The 17,981-nt window shown below is 36.2% G+C and carries 18 protein-coding genes; 1 reads left to right on the plus strand and 17 read right to left on the minus strand.

The features are described 5' to 3' along the window. Positions 1-666: 666 nt before the first annotated feature. The 11 genes from B371_RS0115575 to B371_RS0115625 form a co-directional block, all read right to left on the minus strand. Positions 667-1,890 carry a hypothetical protein gene (locus B371_RS0115575; RefSeq protein WP_019415241.1) on the minus strand — a complete coding sequence of 408 codons (1,224 nt, stop codon included), beginning with the start codon at positions 1,888-1,890 and terminating at the stop codon, positions 667-669. Then, positions 1,877-2,437, minus strand: coding sequence for an RNA polymerase sigma factor SigX (locus B371_RS0115580; protein WP_255348672.1), 561 nt, complete (start codon positions 2,435-2,437; stop codon positions 1,877-1,879). The genes B371_RS0115575 and B371_RS0115580 overlap by 14 nt, the downstream gene beginning before the upstream one ends. A gap of 28 nt (positions 2,438-2,465) precedes the next feature. After that, positions 2,466-4,247 (minus strand): ATP-binding protein, encoded by a 1,782-nt coding sequence (locus tag B371_RS0115585; RefSeq protein WP_019415243.1) that lies wholly within the window; start codon positions 4,245-4,247, stop codon positions 2,466-2,468. Beyond that, entirely contained in the window at positions 4,240-4,956 is a 717-nt protein-coding gene (locus B371_RS0115590) for a response regulator transcription factor (RefSeq protein ID WP_019415244.1), read from the minus strand. Before B371_RS0115590 ends, B371_RS0115585 begins: the two co-directional genes overlap by 8 nt. A 217-nt stretch (positions 4,957-5,173) precedes the next feature. Further along, positions 5,174-6,364 carry a c-type cytochrome biogenesis protein CcsB gene (ccsB, locus tag B371_RS0115595; RefSeq protein ID WP_019415245.1) on the minus strand — a complete coding sequence of 397 codons (1,191 nt, stop codon included), beginning with the start codon at positions 6,362-6,364 and terminating at the stop codon, positions 5,174-5,176. Next, positions 6,361-8,019, minus strand: a complete 1,659-nt coding sequence (locus tag B371_RS0115600) for a cytochrome c biogenesis protein ResB (protein WP_019415246.1) — start codon at positions 8,017-8,019, stop codon at positions 6,361-6,363. The genes ccsB and B371_RS0115600 overlap by 4 nt, the downstream gene beginning before the upstream one ends. A gap of 12 nt (positions 8,020-8,031) precedes the next feature. Next, entirely contained in the window at positions 8,032-8,577 is a 546-nt protein-coding gene (resA, locus tag B371_RS0115605) for a thiol-disulfide oxidoreductase ResA (RefSeq protein WP_019415247.1), read from the minus strand. 332 nt (positions 8,578-8,909) lie between these two features. After that, positions 8,910-9,644 (minus strand): pseudouridine synthase, encoded by a 735-nt coding sequence (locus B371_RS0115610; protein ID WP_019415248.1) that lies wholly within the window; start codon positions 9,642-9,644, stop codon positions 8,910-8,912. Positions 9,645-9,739: 95 nt separating this feature from the next. Then, positions 9,740-10,735 carry a D-alanyl-D-alanine carboxypeptidase family protein gene (locus tag B371_RS0115615; protein WP_019415249.1) on the minus strand — a complete coding sequence of 332 codons (996 nt, stop codon included), beginning with the start codon at positions 10,733-10,735 and terminating at the stop codon, positions 9,740-9,742. Positions 10,736-10,755: 20 nt separating this feature from the next. Continuing rightward, positions 10,756-11,331 (minus strand): SMC-Scp complex subunit ScpB, encoded by a 576-nt coding sequence (scpB, locus tag B371_RS0115620; RefSeq protein WP_019415250.1) that lies wholly within the window; start codon positions 11,329-11,331, stop codon positions 10,756-10,758. Further along, entirely contained in the window at positions 11,324-12,103 is a 780-nt protein-coding gene (locus B371_RS0115625) for a segregation/condensation protein A (protein WP_019415251.1), read from the minus strand. The genes scpB and B371_RS0115625 overlap by 8 nt, the downstream gene beginning before the upstream one ends. A gap of 56 nt (positions 12,104-12,159) precedes the next feature. Here B371_RS0115625 and B371_RS0115630 point away from each other — a divergent pair, with 56 nt between their 5' ends. Then, positions 12,160-12,657, plus strand: a complete 498-nt coding sequence (locus tag B371_RS0115630) for a DUF309 domain-containing protein (RefSeq protein ID WP_019415252.1) — start codon at positions 12,160-12,162, stop codon at positions 12,655-12,657. Here the strand turns inward: B371_RS0115630 and B371_RS0115635 are convergent. The 6 genes from B371_RS0115635 to B371_RS0115660 form a co-directional block, all read right to left on the minus strand. After that, positions 12,654-13,019 (minus strand): GNAT family N-acetyltransferase, encoded by a 366-nt coding sequence (locus B371_RS0115635; protein ID WP_019415253.1) that lies wholly within the window; start codon positions 13,017-13,019, stop codon positions 12,654-12,656. The genes B371_RS0115630 and B371_RS0115635 overlap by 4 nt on opposite strands. Before the next feature lie 190 nt (positions 13,020-13,209). Then, the gene (gene lysA / locus B371_RS0115640) at positions 13,210-14,532 is read right to left on the minus strand and encodes a diaminopimelate decarboxylase (protein WP_019415254.1); all 1,323 of its coding nucleotides are present in this window, start codon (positions 14,530-14,532) and stop codon (positions 13,210-13,212) included. A gap of 71 nt (positions 14,533-14,603) precedes the next feature. Beyond that, on the minus strand, positions 14,604-16,058 hold the full coding sequence (locus B371_RS0115645) for a spore germination protein (protein ID WP_026023092.1): 1,455 nt from the start codon (positions 16,056-16,058) through the stop codon (positions 14,604-14,606). Further along, entirely contained in the window at positions 16,055-16,837 is a 783-nt protein-coding gene (locus B371_RS0115650) for a SigF/SigG family RNA polymerase sporulation sigma factor (protein ID WP_019415256.1), read from the minus strand. Before B371_RS0115650 ends, B371_RS0115645 begins: the two co-directional genes overlap by 4 nt. Continuing rightward, a complete protein-coding gene (spoIIAB, locus tag B371_RS0115655) occupies positions 16,834-17,286 on the minus strand; it encodes an anti-sigma F factor (protein WP_019415257.1) in 453 nt (150 codons plus the stop codon). Before spoIIAB ends, B371_RS0115650 begins: the two co-directional genes overlap by 4 nt. After that, a complete protein-coding gene (locus tag B371_RS0115660; RefSeq protein WP_019415258.1) occupies positions 17,276-17,632 on the minus strand; it encodes an anti-sigma factor antagonist in 357 nt (118 codons plus the stop codon). The genes spoIIAB and B371_RS0115660 overlap by 11 nt, the downstream gene beginning before the upstream one ends. Between the last annotated feature and the right edge of the window lie 349 nt (positions 17,633-17,981).

The raw sequence follows: 17,981 nt of genomic DNA on the forward strand, positions 1-17,981 counted from the left end.
TGTTCGAAACGGCTTCTTTCAATCGGACACCACGCCAACCCGCAGGTTGCTGGAATAGGAATTGAACACTGACCATCACAATAAGAACGTTCGCAGCGAAAGCAACCTCTGTTGCCACTAAGACTGCATCTCAGACCTTTCGGTTTCGGCTGTGTCGACCCGCGAAAACAAACATCTATTTTTCAGACAGCGAAAGTTGTCTTTTTGCTCTTCATCCGAATACCGCTCCCAACACCTCTTTTCCTGAATCGTTGACTGTTTTCAGTGTACCACAAAACGAACATACGTTCCACAAAGATACAGAAATAATTGCAAAAAAATATGCTTGAAGTGCCAAAAACCTTCGGTTGCTGTAGACTCTGCATTTTTCTTCGCTTTCCTCCCACCGCTAAAGCAGTGAGCTTCCAGCTCAGGAAAGTCTGTGAAATTAAATATATTGCAGGAAATTCAGATAAGCATTACAATTTTCATTTCTACTAGTTCTCCTGAAGTTGCTTGACCTGTGCCTATTCCTGCCTTACGGCTCGCGGGCTATGAAAGAATTCTTCAATTACCGCCGATCGGGAATTTCACCCTGCCCCGAAGATGAATCAATATTTAGTTACATTCTATACTATAAAAAAAAAGAAACATTTGTAAACTACTAGAGCCTACAAATATATCTTTTTATTTCCAACTATATTTATTTAGTCCGACTGGTTGTTCAAGTGGTTGAGTTAGATTAATACCGTTCCATTGTTCTTCAATAACATTATCTAATTGAATTTGGACTCCGAAGCTAGCTCCAGTTAAAACAAAACTTTCAATCATTTGAGTTGCTTGCTCTTGTGGTAAAGAATTTAACTCTAGAGGTTCACTGAACTTAATATGAGAAACCCCTTTAATTTCTTCAATTGTATAAGTAACTGAACTTGGAACCACGTTTGCAAAGAAATCATTTGGAGACGTTTTTAAGTCTTTCAATGCGTCCGACATATTGTTGACTGGTTCACTTAGATTCGGCACCATGTAGACCTGACCTGTCGGATCTGTGTATGGATAAACCGGCGTTTTGTAAAGTCCATTAGTAAGAACCGTAGGTGTTTTCTGACCTACTTGATCAAACTCAGCTTGACTGCCATCTTCATTTTGATGGTTAATTTGAGTAAAACCTTCAAAAGTGAATTGAAGTGATAAATCATAGGCATTAATAGCTGCACTTGCAAGGTCATAATCATGCTCTTTTGGTAATCGGTGAACAAGTTGATCTTGGTCAATCTCAAACTTTCCCTTATATGGGTGATAGTCAGTAAAACCAAGTTCTTCTTCATTGATGTCAGCTGCATATTGCTCATATAATTGTAGCGTATTTGGCGCTTGATTTCCAAAATCTTGTTGGATTTGTTCATTAGGAATTAAAAAAGTAATTGGCACAACCAATGCATCTTGGGACACTAAACCTATTTTAAACGCTGTGTAATTTACTAAGTCCTCTGTGTAAACAGATGTTAAGATAGAGTCTTCCTGTACTTCTAATATAGTCATTTGACTTTCATTTTCTGTGTACTCTTCTGATTCTCTTAGCATAGTACTTGCATCCTGTGCTGATTCATTAGAAGAATTTCCTGTATCTATATCAGAAGATTTTTGTTCAAAGTGCAAAGACTCGGCATTCTCTGTTTTATTAGGTGCATTTATCATAGTAGCAACGAGTAATGTCAATGTAATTAGCGCTGCAACTGCTACAGCTGGTGGTATCCATACTTTCCGTTTCTTAGGATTAACTTCTGCTAATCGAGGATCTTGTTGTAAACGTTTTAACACGTCATCTTTTGAACGCGTGTCTTTTAGCTTAGGCACTTGTCTAAGTAACTGATCAATCTTTTGTTCACTCCATTTATTGTTGCTCATCGTGAACTTGCCTCCTATCCGAATGCCCAGATAAGCGATTCCGTAGTTTATGAATTGCCCGGTGTTGTGTGGTTTTTACTTTACCTTCAGACCAACCAAGGACTTGAGCTGTTTCGATGATTGATAAGTCTTGGAAGTATCTCATGATAACAACCATTTTTTGATCATTTGTACACTCATCTAATGCTCCTAACAATTGCTTCATTTCATCATTCATTTGAGCTAATTCCTCAGGAAGAGCTTCTGTGGATTTCAAATCTTGTTTGTCCCAATCAAAAAAGTCAAATGAATGTCGTTTTCTAACCGACGATTTACGAAAGTGATCAATTGCAACATTTTTTGCAATTGAAAATAACCATGTTTTTTCAGAACTTTTTCCTTCAAAACGGCTAAATGCTTTTAAAACACGCACATATACTTCATGCATTAAATCTTCGGCTGTTTGTCTATTTTTCACCATATACAATAAAAATTGAAATACATCTTTATGGTACTCATCGTACAGTCTGTGAAAAACGGAGTCATTCATTAAACTCCCCCCGTTCATAGTAGTAGTCGTTTCAATTTAAAAAAGGTTACAAGTTTTTAATTGGTAATGTAAACGTGAAAGTGGTTCCAATATTCCCTTTACTCTTTACGGTTATTACACCATCATGTGCTTCTACCATATTTTTAGCAATAGCAAGCCCCAAGCCTGTTCCACCAACACTTCTTGTTCTCGATTTATCCGCTTTATAAAAACGTTCGAATATATAAGGTATATCTTCAGCAGGTATTCCGGAACCTGTGTCCTCAACACTTATTTTTACGAATGCATTATGTTTTTCGACACGGACTGTCACTTTTCCTTTATTTGCAGTATGTCGAATTGCATTATCAATTAAATTAGTCAACACTTGTTCAATGCGGTCTTCGTCGATCTCAGCCGTTAGTTGTGGGGAAACCAAAGTTTCAAATGTCAATAAAATATTGGATTCTCTGGCCACTTGGGCAAATTTTTGAGTGATTCGTTCAATTACTTTAGCAACTTCTAGCTGTTCTTTATAAAGTCGCATTCTGCCAGATTCCATACGTGCTAAGTCGAGTAAATCTGTAACTAAACGTCCCATTCGTTGAGATTCTTCATAAATAATTTTCATCATTTCATCACGTTCTTCTTCAGAAGATACAACATTATCTAATAAAGCTTCACTATAGCCTTGTAACATAGCAATTGGCGTTCTCAGTTCATGAGACACGTTTGCAATAAAGTCTGAACGCAGGTGGTCCAGTCGATGTTGTTCTGTCATATCCCTAAGTACAGCTACAGCTCCACGAATAGCAGTGCCACTGTACAAAGGAGTTATAGAAATAGCATAATAGTTACCTTCCATTTCAAGTTCTTCATTTATTTCTTCTTCTAAATGAAGTACATGATCGAGCATATGGTCCAATTCTATTGGAATTGGTTGTCCTTTGTTTGTACCTATACTGAAAAACCACTTTTGCAACAACTTATCTGCTTGTGAATTACTTATTAAAATGGTATGGTTTCGATTAAATGTAATAACGGCATCTGTCATAGAGGTTAGTATACTGGATAATTGCTCTTTTTCTTGATTAATTACTTCTAAATGGTGTTTTAACTGCCGCCCCATCTGGTTGAATGCCGTTGCCAACTGACCAATTTCATCGTTTTGAAGTGTCGGTAACTTCGTATCAAAATTACCTTTTGACAGTTCAAACGCAGCCTCACGCATTTTGCGTAATGGAGATGTAATTCGAGTGGATAAGAAAAACGCAAAAAAGGTCGTTAACATAAACGCAATAAATGCAGATAAAAACACAATATTGGTCGTTTCTTTTGTTGTTTGTTGGATAACATCTAAACTTTGATAAATGAATACTGCACCATGTAATTCATTCTCAACATTTAATGGTGACGCCAATACTATAAAGGATTCCATTTGATCTTTATTCTTTAATGATGGCAAAATCATTTCCTTTAATATCGGTTGTGATGTTTCAAAAACATTTACAAGTGTTTTATCATTGATAATTTGCTGTTTAATTGCCTCTCCATTTTCACCTTCATGCAATGTTAAAGACACTTCGTGAGGTTCTTTTGCAATAAGTGCATTTGTTGCAGGACCTAATATACCGGAAATAATAACCAGAGAAGTGTCCATATCTTCATGTTCATTAACGATTCGTGCAATTGTACCTGCTTCTTGGCGTAACGAGGCCTCCGCTTGTTGACTATGGTAGTTTCCCAAGAACTCTAGCATCAGGATCGTAATGATGAACAATACAAACGAAACGAGAAGCAATATGGTTACCCAAAGCTTCCCGACAACGCTGTTCCATATTCTATTCATTAAAAACCTCAAACTTATATCCGACTCCCCATACAGTAACAATCATTTTTGCAGCTTTCTCGGATACACGATTCAATTTTTCACGTAATCTTTTTACGTGAGTATCCACTGTCCGTAAGTCACCAAAGAAATCATAATGCCACACTTCTTTTAGCAATTGTTCTCGATCAAATACTTTATCTGGAGATTTTGCTAAAAAATAAAGGAGTTCATATTCCTTAGGTGTTAAATTCACTTCTGCTCCATCTGCAGTGACACGGTGAGCATCATGATCAATTATTAAATTCGGAAATACAACTAATTCTTTTGATGAAGTTGAAGTTGATATTGGTGATATTGTCACCGAGCGTCGTAATACTGCTTTTACTCGCAATACCACTTCGCGTGGGCTAAACGGTTTAACGATGTAATCATCTGCTCCCAATTCAAACCCTTGAACTCTATCTACTTCTTCACCTTTTGCTGTTAGTAAAAGGATTGGTGTTGTTTTTTGTTCGCGAAGTTCAGCAATGACCTCTAAGCCATTTTTTTCAGGCATCATTATATCTAATATGATACAGTGGTAATCTTTTTCAAGTGCCATTTCTAACGCAATAGCACCATTCTCAGCTTCATCTACTTCATATCCTTCACGTTCTAAATACATTTTTAATAAACGTCGAATGCGATCCTCGTCATCTACTACTAATACTGCAATATGTTCTGACATATTAGGTTACCCCTTCCGTCATATCTCTATCAATTATTGTACAGTTACATGCTCAATAAGAAAAGCGCAAAGCGGTATTACACTTGTCTTCCTATTAGATAGTATAAAGGTTTATCACTCTGTAAGCTCCACGTTCTTAAAATGGAGTTCTATACTAAAGTTATATTTTTTATACAAAGATGAAAAGCCCTTCCCTCGCAAGGAAAAGGCTCGCTTATTATGCGTAAGAATGTAAACCAGCAATTATTAAATTAACTGCAATTAAATTAAACATGATAATAATAAAGCCAATAACTGCTAACCAGGCAGACTTTTCTCCCTGCCATCCTTTTGAAAAACGAAGATGCATGAATGCAGCATAGAATAACCAAGTAATGAGAGCCCAAACTTCTTTTGGATCCCAGCCCCAGAACCTAGCCCACGCTTCATGTGCCCAAATCATGGCAAATATAAGCGCCCCAAGTGTGAATATTGGAAAACCAATCGATACTGCTCGATATCCAATTTCATCCATCAATTGTAAGTTTGCTTTTTGAGCAAAAGGTTTTAACAATGCTGAAATTGGTTTACGAGTAATTAAACGAATCAACCCGTAAAGTAACGTACCAAATAGTAAAGACCAAGTAACAGTCGTTAACTTTTTCGCATTTATTATTGACGGTGTCTCTACAAGAGGCGTCATTGCTTCAGGTGTCAAAGCTTCATACTCATTCATTCCAAAAAGTGGTGGAGTATTATAAATAATACTTTTTGCCTTTTGTTCTTTGTCTACATAATTAAATGACGCTTCGTAATCCATAAGACTAAAAGTTGTTGTTGAAGCAACAAATCCCACAGCTAAAATTAGTGTGTACATTACCGCTTCTAACCAGAAACGTTGTTTAGATTTTTTTGAAATATCTACACTTTTCAATAAATAAACTAAACCTGCAACTGCACTAATCGCTAATATTGATTCACCTAACGCAGCTGTAATAACATGTACGTATAACCAATAGCTTTTAAGTGCAGGGATTAGAGGAGTAATTTCGCTCGGAAACATACTTGCATAGCCAATGATGATTATTGCAATCGGTAATGCGAATAACCCTAATACTGGTGTTTTATATATGAAGTAAATTAAGATAAACGAACCGACAACCATCATGCCGAAAGCTGTTGTAAATTCAAATAAATTACTAACAGGGGCATGTCCTCCTGCAATCCAACGTGTAATGAAATATGCTAAGTGTGAAATAAATCCAATAATTGTAACAATAATCCCAAGAAGTCCCCATCGTTTTTCAGAATTTGATGTTGTTCCTACTTTTGTCCCTTTGACTGCTCCACCGAAAAATAGTGTTGCAATTAAATAACAAACAAATGCCACAAATAATAAATTACTACTAATCGAGACTAGTTGTGTCATGACGATTTTTCACCATCCTTTTTAAGCTCTTGATCTTCTGCGTCTTGTTGATCAATGTACTGAGGCAGCTGTGCAGTTTCCGTAACTTGATCTAACTCTTTTTTTATCCCAAACCAGTTTTTGTTTGTATGGGCTGCAACTACTAATTGACCATCATTATTTTCATGAATCCAAATCCGACGATGATTGAAGTAAGAGCCTTGTGCAACACCAATCATAAAGATTACACCACCAAGTGCTAATATCCATAAAGTTTTGTCTTTACGAATCGTTAATCCAGAGATATCGCGAGTATCAACACTTTGAAATTCAAGTTTATAGTTATTATCGCCAAATGGTTCCACTGTTTGTTTGATTGCAACGAAACTAGTTTCACCTTTAGGAGTCTCAGGTGTAATCATTTCAACTAAAAATGCCGGGTTATTTGGAACTGGAGATTTTGTTTGCGGTTCTCCATTTTCAAATCCAGAAAAGTCTGGATAATACCCTTTCAACTCAACTGTTGCACCATTACCTAAATCATAGAAAGGTTCGGGTTTATCAAGATTAATAGAAAGATCACCGAGTGATTCGCCAGTAGCTTTATTGGATAAATTAAAGTGCATAGTACTAAGTTCATCTAAACGAAAATCCATTTGATAGATAGCATAATCCTCAAATTTCAATGGTTTATTTACTTGAATCGATTCTTTTTTCACTTCAATTAAATCTGTAGTTTGACCTGGCAAAGCATCTTCTGAATTTTTATATAACACTACATCTGTTTGGAAATTAGATGCAATCGTCCCTACTCGTTCAATTGCTTCACCAAAAACTTCATCAGTTTGCTCTTTATCATAGGTTTCTAAAATAAACTCTTTACTTTCTAAGTAAAATCCAGGAACTTCTGGAATAGCAAGAGTTTCACCTTCTCGGAGCCACATCGTTTCATCCATATAAAATCCTGGCAAAGTTCTAAGCATTACGCCTAATAGAAAAATAATGAGTCCAACATGATTTACATAAGGTCCCCATCTAGCAAAACGACCTTTTTCAGCTAGCAAAGCACCCTTTTCACGCTTCACTTTATAGCGAAGATCTTTTAACTTTTCTTCACTTATAGATAATGTATCTTCACCCAAAATGTTTTCACCTTGAGCAAATAATCGCTGGCTTTTCATAAAGCTTCCATGTCTTCTCGTACGTTGTTTTTTTAATGATTTGTACAGAGGAACAACACGGTCTAAACTAGCAACTATGATAGATATACCAAGCATCCCTATTAGTGTTTGAAACCACCAAGAACCATATAAATCAGATAAGCCTAACCAATTATAGATGCTTCCAAACGAGCCATAGACACGTTCATAATAAGCTGCAATCTCGGCAGCCCCTCTTACTGGTACAAACAATACTTGAGGTAATATCGTTCCTATAGCCGCTGCGACTAATATTATAATGATTAAAGAAATTCCAACTTTCACACTCGAAAAAAAGTTCCAAACTTTATCAATAATAGATTTGTTATACGTTTGTGAACGTCGTGCAGTACCTTCATAACGCATGTCCGCTAATTTTTGCTTTTTCGCTTCTGTTGTGAGGGGTCGACCACAGTTTCCACATAACACTGTTCCTTCTGGATTTTCATGCCCACAAGCACAAATGATGTTGTTCATATGATCGACTCCTTATTTTGGACGTATCTCTTCCATAAAACCAGCGATATCTTTTTCCGTCATAACTCCTCCGATTACGATTCGCTCTATTTTTCCTTCCGGATTAACTAACATTGTCGTTGGAAGAGGGTCAATGTTATAGGCTTCCATAACACTTCTCGTTTTATCAATAACAATTGGAAAGCTTAATCCATATTGATTAGCAAATCGTTGTACTTCGAAATCGGACTGAGCAATGTTAATCGCTAGAATTTGAATTCCTTGATCTTTATAAATTTCATATTGGCTATCCATTGCTGGCATTTCTTTCACACATGGTTTACACCATGTCCCCCAAAAATTTAAAAAGACACCTTGGCCTTTATAATCTGACAAGCGATGTTTATTCCCATCTAAATCCACCAATGTGAAATCAGGTGCAGTATCACCAATGGCTAGTACTTCAAATTTCTCTTTCGTTGCATTGGTGTATATGGTAAATACAATAGCAATTATGAGAATGGATAAAATAATTGTTCTTACAATAAATCTTTTTTGTTTCTTTTTCGCCTGAGCCATTATTTGGACCTCCTACATGCGAATAATTCTTTTTTATTATACCAAAGAAAAACAGTTACTAAATCCGCACATTTGAAGGGTTTGTGAACGTTTATAGAGATTGTCTAGAAAGTCTGACTGATTATGTTATTCATTAGAATTATTCTTCTATGTTCTAGTGAATCTATAACTTGGATTTCTCTTATATGTTTAATTGCATTCTTAGAAGTCTTCGCTTCCTCAAGGCAGGCACCCAAAAGGCACTCAAATGAAATCCACCCGTAAGTGGCATCATTAGAGTGCCTTAAACGGCTCATTATGCTCCTATTTGTATATCTACGAATATTTGCAAATTATGTCCCGATTTTTCCTGTTTCAGCCATTACACGTAACAATTTTATTTCATGAGCAGATAATTCTCTTGAATCTCCTGCGTTTAAGCCATGTAAAGTTAAAAAAGCAAATCGTTCACGTTTCAACTTCTGAACTGGAAAACCGATCGCATCAAACATACGGCGAACTTGACGGTTTTTCCCTTCATGAATGGTAATTTCAACAATTGATTTGTTTGCTTTTGTTTCAGCAGATAATAATTTCACGTGAGCGGGTGCTGTTTTTCCATCTTCTAGAACAATTCCGCGCTCTAAAGGACGCAGCTGTTCTTTAGATGGGATCCCTTTAAGTCGAGCTACATATGTTTTATCAATTTTAAATTTAGGGTGTGTAACCATATATGAAAAATCACCATCATTAGTCATAATTAATAAACCTGATGTCTCATAATCTAAACGCCCAACCGGAAATAACCGTTCTTGAATGTGCGGAAATAGGTCCGCAACTGTTTTACGACCTCTGTCATCTGTGACTGCTGATATTATTCCTTTTGGTTTATACAATAAATGATAAACTTTTTGTTCTTTTTCAAGCTTTACACCTTCTACTTCAACCGTATCTGTTGGAGATACTTTAACTCCTAATTCTTTAATAACTTTTCCATTTACTGATACTTTACCTTCAAGAATGAGTTGTTCTGATTTTCTTCGTGAAGCAACTCCAGCATGTGCTAACATTTTTTGTAGTCTTTCCATTCTTTCACCTCTTCGTAAATTCCATTCTCTGTTGAAATTATGCCACACTTTCCCTCAAAACAAAAGAAGACCGCTTAGTGATAAAGCAGTCTCCTTCATTCATTCCGCTCAATTTGAACTTTTTGGGTGATTATGGTTTGACCATTTATCTGAACGTCCCATCTCCCTATGTTCTTTAAATCTTCTTTTCGACTTAAATAGATGACATGAGATATCTGTTCATTTTTCTTTTTCAAGATAAACACTGGGTTATTTGGTTTGATCACCAGTCCTCCAGGTAAATCATACGAGCCTTTTTTAATGACCTGTACTTTATCATATTGGTTAAAAGCACTTTGTGCAAGTTGCTTATGAACATTCCAATCATTTGATTGATTTAATGTGACAACAATAACTTCTTCTTCTTTATCATTTTTAAAATACGTAGCTAACGTTCTACCTGCCGCTTTAGTAAACCCTGTTTTTCCAGCAATTGCACTAGGTTCTGCCCTTACTAGTCTGTGTTTATTTTCCCAACTTAAACCGTTTTGATTGTAATTTTTAGTTGTAAATATCGTTTCTAATTCTTTGTTTTCCATTGCTATCTTTAACATAAGCGCCGTGTCATAAGCTGTTGACATGTGCTCTTCATGGGGAAGTCCAGATGGGTTTTGAAATTTAGTATTTTTCAATCCCATTAACATCGCTTTGTCATTCATTAGTTTTACAAATCCATCAACTGATCCACCAGCATGTTCCGCTAATGCTACAGCTGCATCGTTACCCGATCTCAACATTAATCCATACAATAATACATCAATGGGAGTTTCTACTCCGGTCTTCAAGTAAATGGATGAACCTTCTTGAGAAGAGGCGTGAGGTGTAATTTTGGTTGTTTCTTTCAAATCGACTTCCTCTGCCACGACAACTGCTGTCCAAATCTTCGTCAAACTAGCAATCGGTAATAATTGATGCTCTCCACTTCCTGCAAGTATTCGTCCTGTTTTTGCATCAATTACAACATAAGAAGACCCTTGAGCTTGTGTAAATTTTGGATAAAACATACTGCCTAGTAATAAAAATACTAACAATAAAACGGTTTGTTTTCTCAAGCACTGGCACCTTTCGTTTGTTATTCTGATTGTTCCTCAAAAGCTTCTTGAAACTTTGTCATAAACAAATCTGTTTGATCATCATCTTGTGTCTCCTGTGACTCTGGTAATGGTGGCAATTCACTCACTTCATTTAGGCCAAAAACATTTAAAAATTCTTTCGTAGTTCCGTATAGAATGGCTCGGCCTGTCCCCTCTGCTCTTCCAACCTCTTGAATTAAACCCTTTAAACTTAAAGTATGTAAAGGTCTTTCACTTTTCACTCCACGTAAATCCTCAATTTCAATTCGTGTAATTGGTTGTTTATACGCAATAATTGCTAATACTTCTAAAGATGCTTGAGATAGAGCTTGGTTGATCGGATTCTCAACGAGACGTTGAATTGTATCTGCATTTCCTTTTTTTGATACTAGTTGATACGTCCCTCCTAACTCTTTCAACTCAATTCCTCTATTTTCTGACGATACATATTCTTTTTGTAAATTTTTTAATGCATCTTTTACTTCTGAATGAGAAGATTCAGTTAAAACTTCAATTTGTTTACATGATAGTCCTTCATCTCCCGTGACAAATAGAAGACTCTCAATTTTACTCATCAATAGGCTCAAATGATTCTTCCTCCCATCGATTATTTAATAGTTTGACTGTTAATTCATCGAAATTATGGTTTTGTTCAACAAAAATCATTTGTCTTTTCATTAGCTCAAGTAAGGATAGAAATGTTACAACCAGTGTAGATTTATCTTGTGAAGGGAATAACTCAGAAAATGAGCAACTGCCACCTTTAGATTTCAACGTATGAAAGACACTTTTCATTTGATCTTTTACCGATAGTTCTTGTCTAGCAATTTGGGTTAATAGTGGTGCTTTTAATAGTTTTCTTCTCATCATTTTTTGAAATGCACCTAACATATCTATAACATTTAAAGGTTCGTCAAATAAAGCTAATTGTTTTGTTGATTGATAGTCTGTAAGATCACTTGGAGCCCTTGTAAATACAAGGGTACGCTGTTCCTCTAAATCTTGTAACATCTCAGCAGCTTCTTTATACTTTCGATATTCGATGAGTCTATTTACTAATTCATCTCTCGGGTCATTCATATCAAGAGCTAAATCATCTTCATCAAATTCACCTTCGTGAATAGGGAGTAGCATTTTACTTTTAATTGCAAGTAAAGATGCAGCCATGACTAGGTATTCACTTGCTTGATTTAACTCAAGTACTTTCATTCCCCGAATATGTTCCATATACTGTAGAGTTAAGTCTGCCATTGGAATATCATATATATCAATTTCCAAACGGTGGATTAAATGCAATAATAAATCAAGAGGACCTTCAAAAGCGTCCAATTTCACTTTGTAAGACATGTTTAGATCCCCCATAAAATCGATTCAAATTTTAGTATAGAGGAAGTGTGATAAGAATGCATCCGTTGTTTCACCCACTTTTTGCTCAGTATATTAAATTTTTTAATGAGCATGAAGATTATTTCGAATGTCACGAAGTTTTAGAAGAGTATTGGAAAGAAGTCGCACCTAAAGATAAAACACATCCTCTTACATCTTGGATACTGCTTTCAACCGGAATGTACCATTGGAGAAGAGGTAATATTAATGGTGCTAAAAGGTCACTAGTAAGTTCACAGAAGCGTATGCAACTGAACCCTTCAAGTCCTTTTTATGAAGGGATCGACTTACCGCAAGTAACAGAACAAATTAATCAGTCAATTGATTACATTGATCAAGGAATACCATTTCAATCGTTTAAAATCTCTATTGTCTCACATGATTTAAATGCTGAGATTGACAAACAACCATCACTTATTTCTCTTACAGGTGATCACCTCATACACAAGCATATGCTTCGAGATCGTTCAGAAATACTCAAAGCACGTGAAAATAAAAGAAGGAACAGACATTAATCGTCTGTTCCTTCTTGCTGTTTAAGGCACTTATCATAAAATCGTTTTGTTGATTCTGCTGCAATTATTTCAGTACATGGAAAAAAGACTTTTACTTTTGACACCATTTCCTTGCCTATCCCATCACCTCGATGAGAAGGAGTAACGGTAATATGTTGAATTAAACAAACTTTTTCAGAAACTTCGAGACCTATTAAGCCAACGAAATCCTCACCCTTTTTCCACAAAAACAAATGCCAGTTAGGATTGTTTTCATACGTATGAATCGTTTCCTGTAACTTTTTTAAGTCTTTTTCTTGTGGCATAAATGACAGTAAGCCCATCGCAATTTTCTCACAGTTTTTTTTATAACGTACTAACATAGAATCCCTCATTTTTGTATCCGCTTCAGTATTATAGATTATGCTACATCATTTGTTATAAAACTTCAACTTGCAACCTATTTTTTAACAGACTAAATGTTTGTCCCTATAAAGAGCCAATAGATAACGCCCCAAATAATGCCCATAACTAGTATCAGTAGAAATAGCTTTAGATTTTTACTTCTCATGATTATTCACCTAAAACCTTGTCATGTAAAGAGCAGTCTAATCTTACGATATCTTCGTATGTCTCACGTTTAATCACAAGACGATGTTTACCTTCTTCAACGAAAATAACAGCAGGTCGTGGGAGTCGATTATAATTACTTGCCATTGAGTAACCATAAGCACCTGTACAAAAAACGGCAAGTGTATCTCCCGCTTCTACACTAGGTAATGAAATTTCTTCAATCAACTTATCACCAGACTCACAACATTTTCCTGCAACTGTATAAGTTGTTGTAGATGATGCTGACATTTTATTTGCTACAACTGCATCGTATTTTGCTTGATACAATGCTGGACGAATATTGTCAGACATTCCACCGTCAACTGCCAAATATTTTTTTACTCCTGGTACTTCTTTTTGGGATCCAATTGTATATAATGTTGTACCGGCGTCCCCTACAAGGGATCGACCAGGTTCAATCCAAATTTCCGGCATTGGGTAATCATTGTGACGAATTTCAGATTGAATTGACTTTATCATATCTTCAACATAAGTCTCAGGTAGAAGTGGTTTATCTTCTTCAGTGTAGCGGATACCAAAACCACCACCTAAATTTAGAACTGGACATGTAAAATCAAATTGTTTTTTCCATGAAAGCATTTTAAAAATTAGCTTTTTAGCCGCCAATGAAAAAGCTGCACTATCAAAAATTTGAGAACCAATGTGACAGTGCATCCCTAACAAACAGATATGTTGATCATCTATTACCGATTGAAACGCTTGATCAGCTTGCCCGTTATTTAAGTCAAAACCGAATTTAGAATCAGCTTGTCCGGTAGTTATATAATCATGAGTATGGGCTTCAATACCAGGGGTAACACGCAATAATATATTTACATTTTTTCCCTTTAAAGCTGTCAATCTCTTCAACTGTTCAATTTCGTAAAAGTTATCGACAACAATACAACCAATTCCGGAATCTAGTGCAAATATTAATTCTTCATCACTTTTGTTATTCCCATGAAAATGAATTCGTTCAACAGGAAAATTTGCTCGTATGGCTGTGTATAATTCTCCACCAGAAACAACGTCTAAAGATAACCCTTCCTCATCGGCAAGTTGATACATCGCGATACTTGAGAAAGCTTTACTAGCATACGCTACTTGAGCTTGAACACTGGCTCTTTTAAATGTTTGAATGAAAGCTCTCGCTCGCTCTTTTATTAATGCTGTATCATAGACATATAAAGGAGTTCCATACGTCTTTGACAACGTAACCGCAGACGTCCCACCAATTATTAATTGGCCTTTTTCGTCCACCGACTGTGTTCCATATAAATGCATCATCATCTCTCCCAATGGTTTTTCGATATATGAACTTTACCATAAGGAAAGACTACGATGCAATGTATGAATTATGAACGACTTCGATTAGGTGAGTTTGTAATGAATGGTCTTAGTGCTCCATTAGTAGTAGGATAACGAATAATTAAACGAGACAATGCTATTGGGAAAAATGGTACTAGTGGCCATAAATATGGTACCCCCATAGGCTTGATCGATACAAAATACATAAATAACAGGAAGAGCCCGACGAAAAAGCCATTTGACCCAAAAGCTGCTGTGGCAATCAGTAGAAAATTCATGAAAATTTTAGCAGCTCCACCCAACTCAGTAGATGGTAAAGAAAATGTTAGGATAGCAGCAATTGCTGAGTACAAAACTACCTCTGGGATGAATAAGCCTACATCTATAGCAATTTGTCCAATTATAATTGCAGATACTAAACCCATAGCCGTTGAAAGAGGTGTTGGCGTATGTATTGCGGCGAGCCTTAAATAGACTAGACCAATATCAGCAATAATTATTTGAGCAAAAATGGGAACATTCCCAGTTTCTTTTGGACCAATAAACGAAATAGCTTGTGGTAAATGCTCTGGTTCTTTGATAAGTAAATACCAAAATGGCAAAAGCATTAAACATAACAAAAAACCTGTGAAGCGCGTTAAACGAACGATTGTCCCTAGCAATGGTGCTTGACGATATTCTTCTGCATGTTGCAAATGATGAAAAAGTGTTATAGGCACCAATATGACAGACGGCGAGGTATCCACAATTATTGCTATATGTCCTTCTAAGAGATGTGCTGCACAGGTATCTGCACGTTCTGTATACCGGACGAAGGGTACAGGATGAAACTTTTGTTTAAATAACATCTCTTCTAGTGACTTATCTGTCATCGTCAACCCATCATGATTTATCTTTTTCATCCGCGTACGTAAATATTCGATATGTTCTTCATTTGCAATACCTTTAATAAAAGCAATGACAGTGTCAGTTTTACCACGTGTAGAGATTTGAGTTAATTCAAAGCGAAGGGATACATCACGAATTCTTCTTCGAATTAATGCTGTGTTTTGTAAAATGTTTTCTGTAAAACCATCACGAGATCCTCGAATGACTTTTTCATTGTCAGGTTCTTCAGGTTGTCTTCCTGGATACGAGCGGACATCAATGGTGAAAGCAAAACCTTCAGACGTCACAATTCCTAACTGGCCGCTTAAAATTGCTAACAGCCAGTCATCTGTAGAATCAAAAAGTGTTACTGAATGATAGGGGAAATAGGTATTCATAGCTTCTACTTCATCGATATCAATAGTGCGCTTCACTTGTATTTTCGTGTTTTGCGTTAATGTTAAAATTTGAGTAAGCACTGTAAAATCAACCAAACCATTCATATAAACAAATAATGATGGAATCGACCATACATGTGCGTGTTTAACTCCTACATCAAAGCTTTCTTCTTTTCCAAACTTCGAATAAATAAACGACTCAGCATCTTGAGGGCTTTTAAATAGTGATTGAGTTATTTAGATCCATCCTTTAATGTTGCTTGTTTAGGCAACATCCAACTTTTCAGTTGCTTAAGTATTTTCTTTTCTAAGCGAGATACTTGAACTTGCGAAATTCCAAGTCTTTCAGCAATGTCGCTTTGCGTACAATCTAAGAAATAACGCAAATAAATAATGGTTTGTTCTCTTTTTCCAAGTTTTGATAAAATATCGCGTAACGGAATGTGATCAAATGATTTCTCTGAGCTCTCGTCTCGCAATTGATCCATTAGCGTTAAAGCGTCTCCTTCACTTTCAAAAAGTTGTTCATGTAGGGAAGCAGGATCACGTAATGCATCCGATGCTAATACTATTTCATCCATTGTGACTTCAAGTTTTGTCGCTAGTTCTGTTAACGTTGGTTGACGCTCATTTAGCCGGACGAAATCGTCAGTAGCATGACGAATTTTAAAACTAAGTTCTCTGATTGACCGGCTTACTTTTACCATTCCATCGTCTCTCAAAAACCGTTGTATTTCACCGATAATCATCGGAACAGCGTATGTTGAAAACTTCACTTCATAGGACAAATCAAATTTGTCTACAGACTTCATTAACCCGATACAGCCAATTTGAAATAAATCTTCTAAATCCGCTCCCCGTGAAGCGAACCTTTGAACTATAGACCAGACTAGTCGTGTATTACCTTCAACCATAGTTTGCCTAGCCATTTTGTCTCCTTGTTGGGACGAAAATATTAATTCTCGCATCTTTTCTTGTGTCAACAACACGGATTGTTGTCCAATTGGCGTAATCATCGTTCACCTAAGACGAAGTTGGCTTGAACGGGTATAAATTCTTTTGTAAAGGTAATCGCAGTTCCTTTCTGAGGCTCCGACCATACCGACAAACGATCTGAAAAACTTTCCATAATGGTAAAGCCCATACCTGAACGTTCACTTTCAGGCTTCGAAGTATAAAGAGGTTCCATTGCTTGTTCAACATTCGGTATTCCCCTACCAGCATCACTAATCGTCATTGTAATGGTTTGTCCTTCTCGTTTCGCTCTAATTGTTACAATTCCTACTCCATCTTCTTCATAGCCATGAATGATGGCATTGGTAACTGCTTCTGAAACGATTGTCTTGAATTCACCTAACTCATCAATGGTTGGGTCTAGAGATGCAATAAAACTCGTCATCACCATTCGTGCCAGACCTTCATTTTCGCTAATGGCAATAAACGAAAGTGTCATTTCATTGTCCATTCAGAATGCCCCCTAACTCTGCGATTGCTTCTTCTTCTGTTGTAGCCCACACATATGAACCTAGTCCAGAATACTGAAAGATTTTCTTCATTGTTTCAGAAGGATGTAAGATAACTGTTTGTCCATTAGAAGGAACAAAGTCTCTCATTCTTCCTAGGATAAGGCCAATACCCGCGCTGTCCATAAATTGTAAATCTTGTAAATTCCAAATTATGGCCCTTAGATTTCCTCTATATAAAGTTTGGGAAATCTCTTCGCGAATTGTTTGTGTAGCGTGGTGGTCCAATTCACCTTTTAAGCGAATAATAGCAATGCCGTCTTCGACAAATAGTAGTTGATGTTTCATTTATTAACCCCTCCTTACCGTGACTATTCGAGGTTGACTTATACTATTCCTTGTCGTAGACAATTAAATATAAAACATCTTATTTATCGACATTTATCGCAACATTGTATTCACTATTAGTATGGAAAATCTTTCATCTATTTAAACATCAAAATAAAAAAAGCTTTTACTTTTTAGGACAATAATATTTTACTATCGAAAGTGATATGACTTTCTTTGAATGAAATGTAAACTTGTTAGAAAGTATTTTGAAAAGGTTTTCAGTTCGCTTTAGACGCATATTCTGCTATACCTTGCTTAATATAAGAAAAACCGGGCAAAGTACGCCCGGTCCTTTAAGAGAGTCACA

Source organism: Paenisporosarcina sp. TG20 (genome assembly GCF_000286315.1).
Lineage (GTDB): Bacteria > Bacillota > Bacilli > Bacillales_A > Planococcaceae > Paenisporosarcina.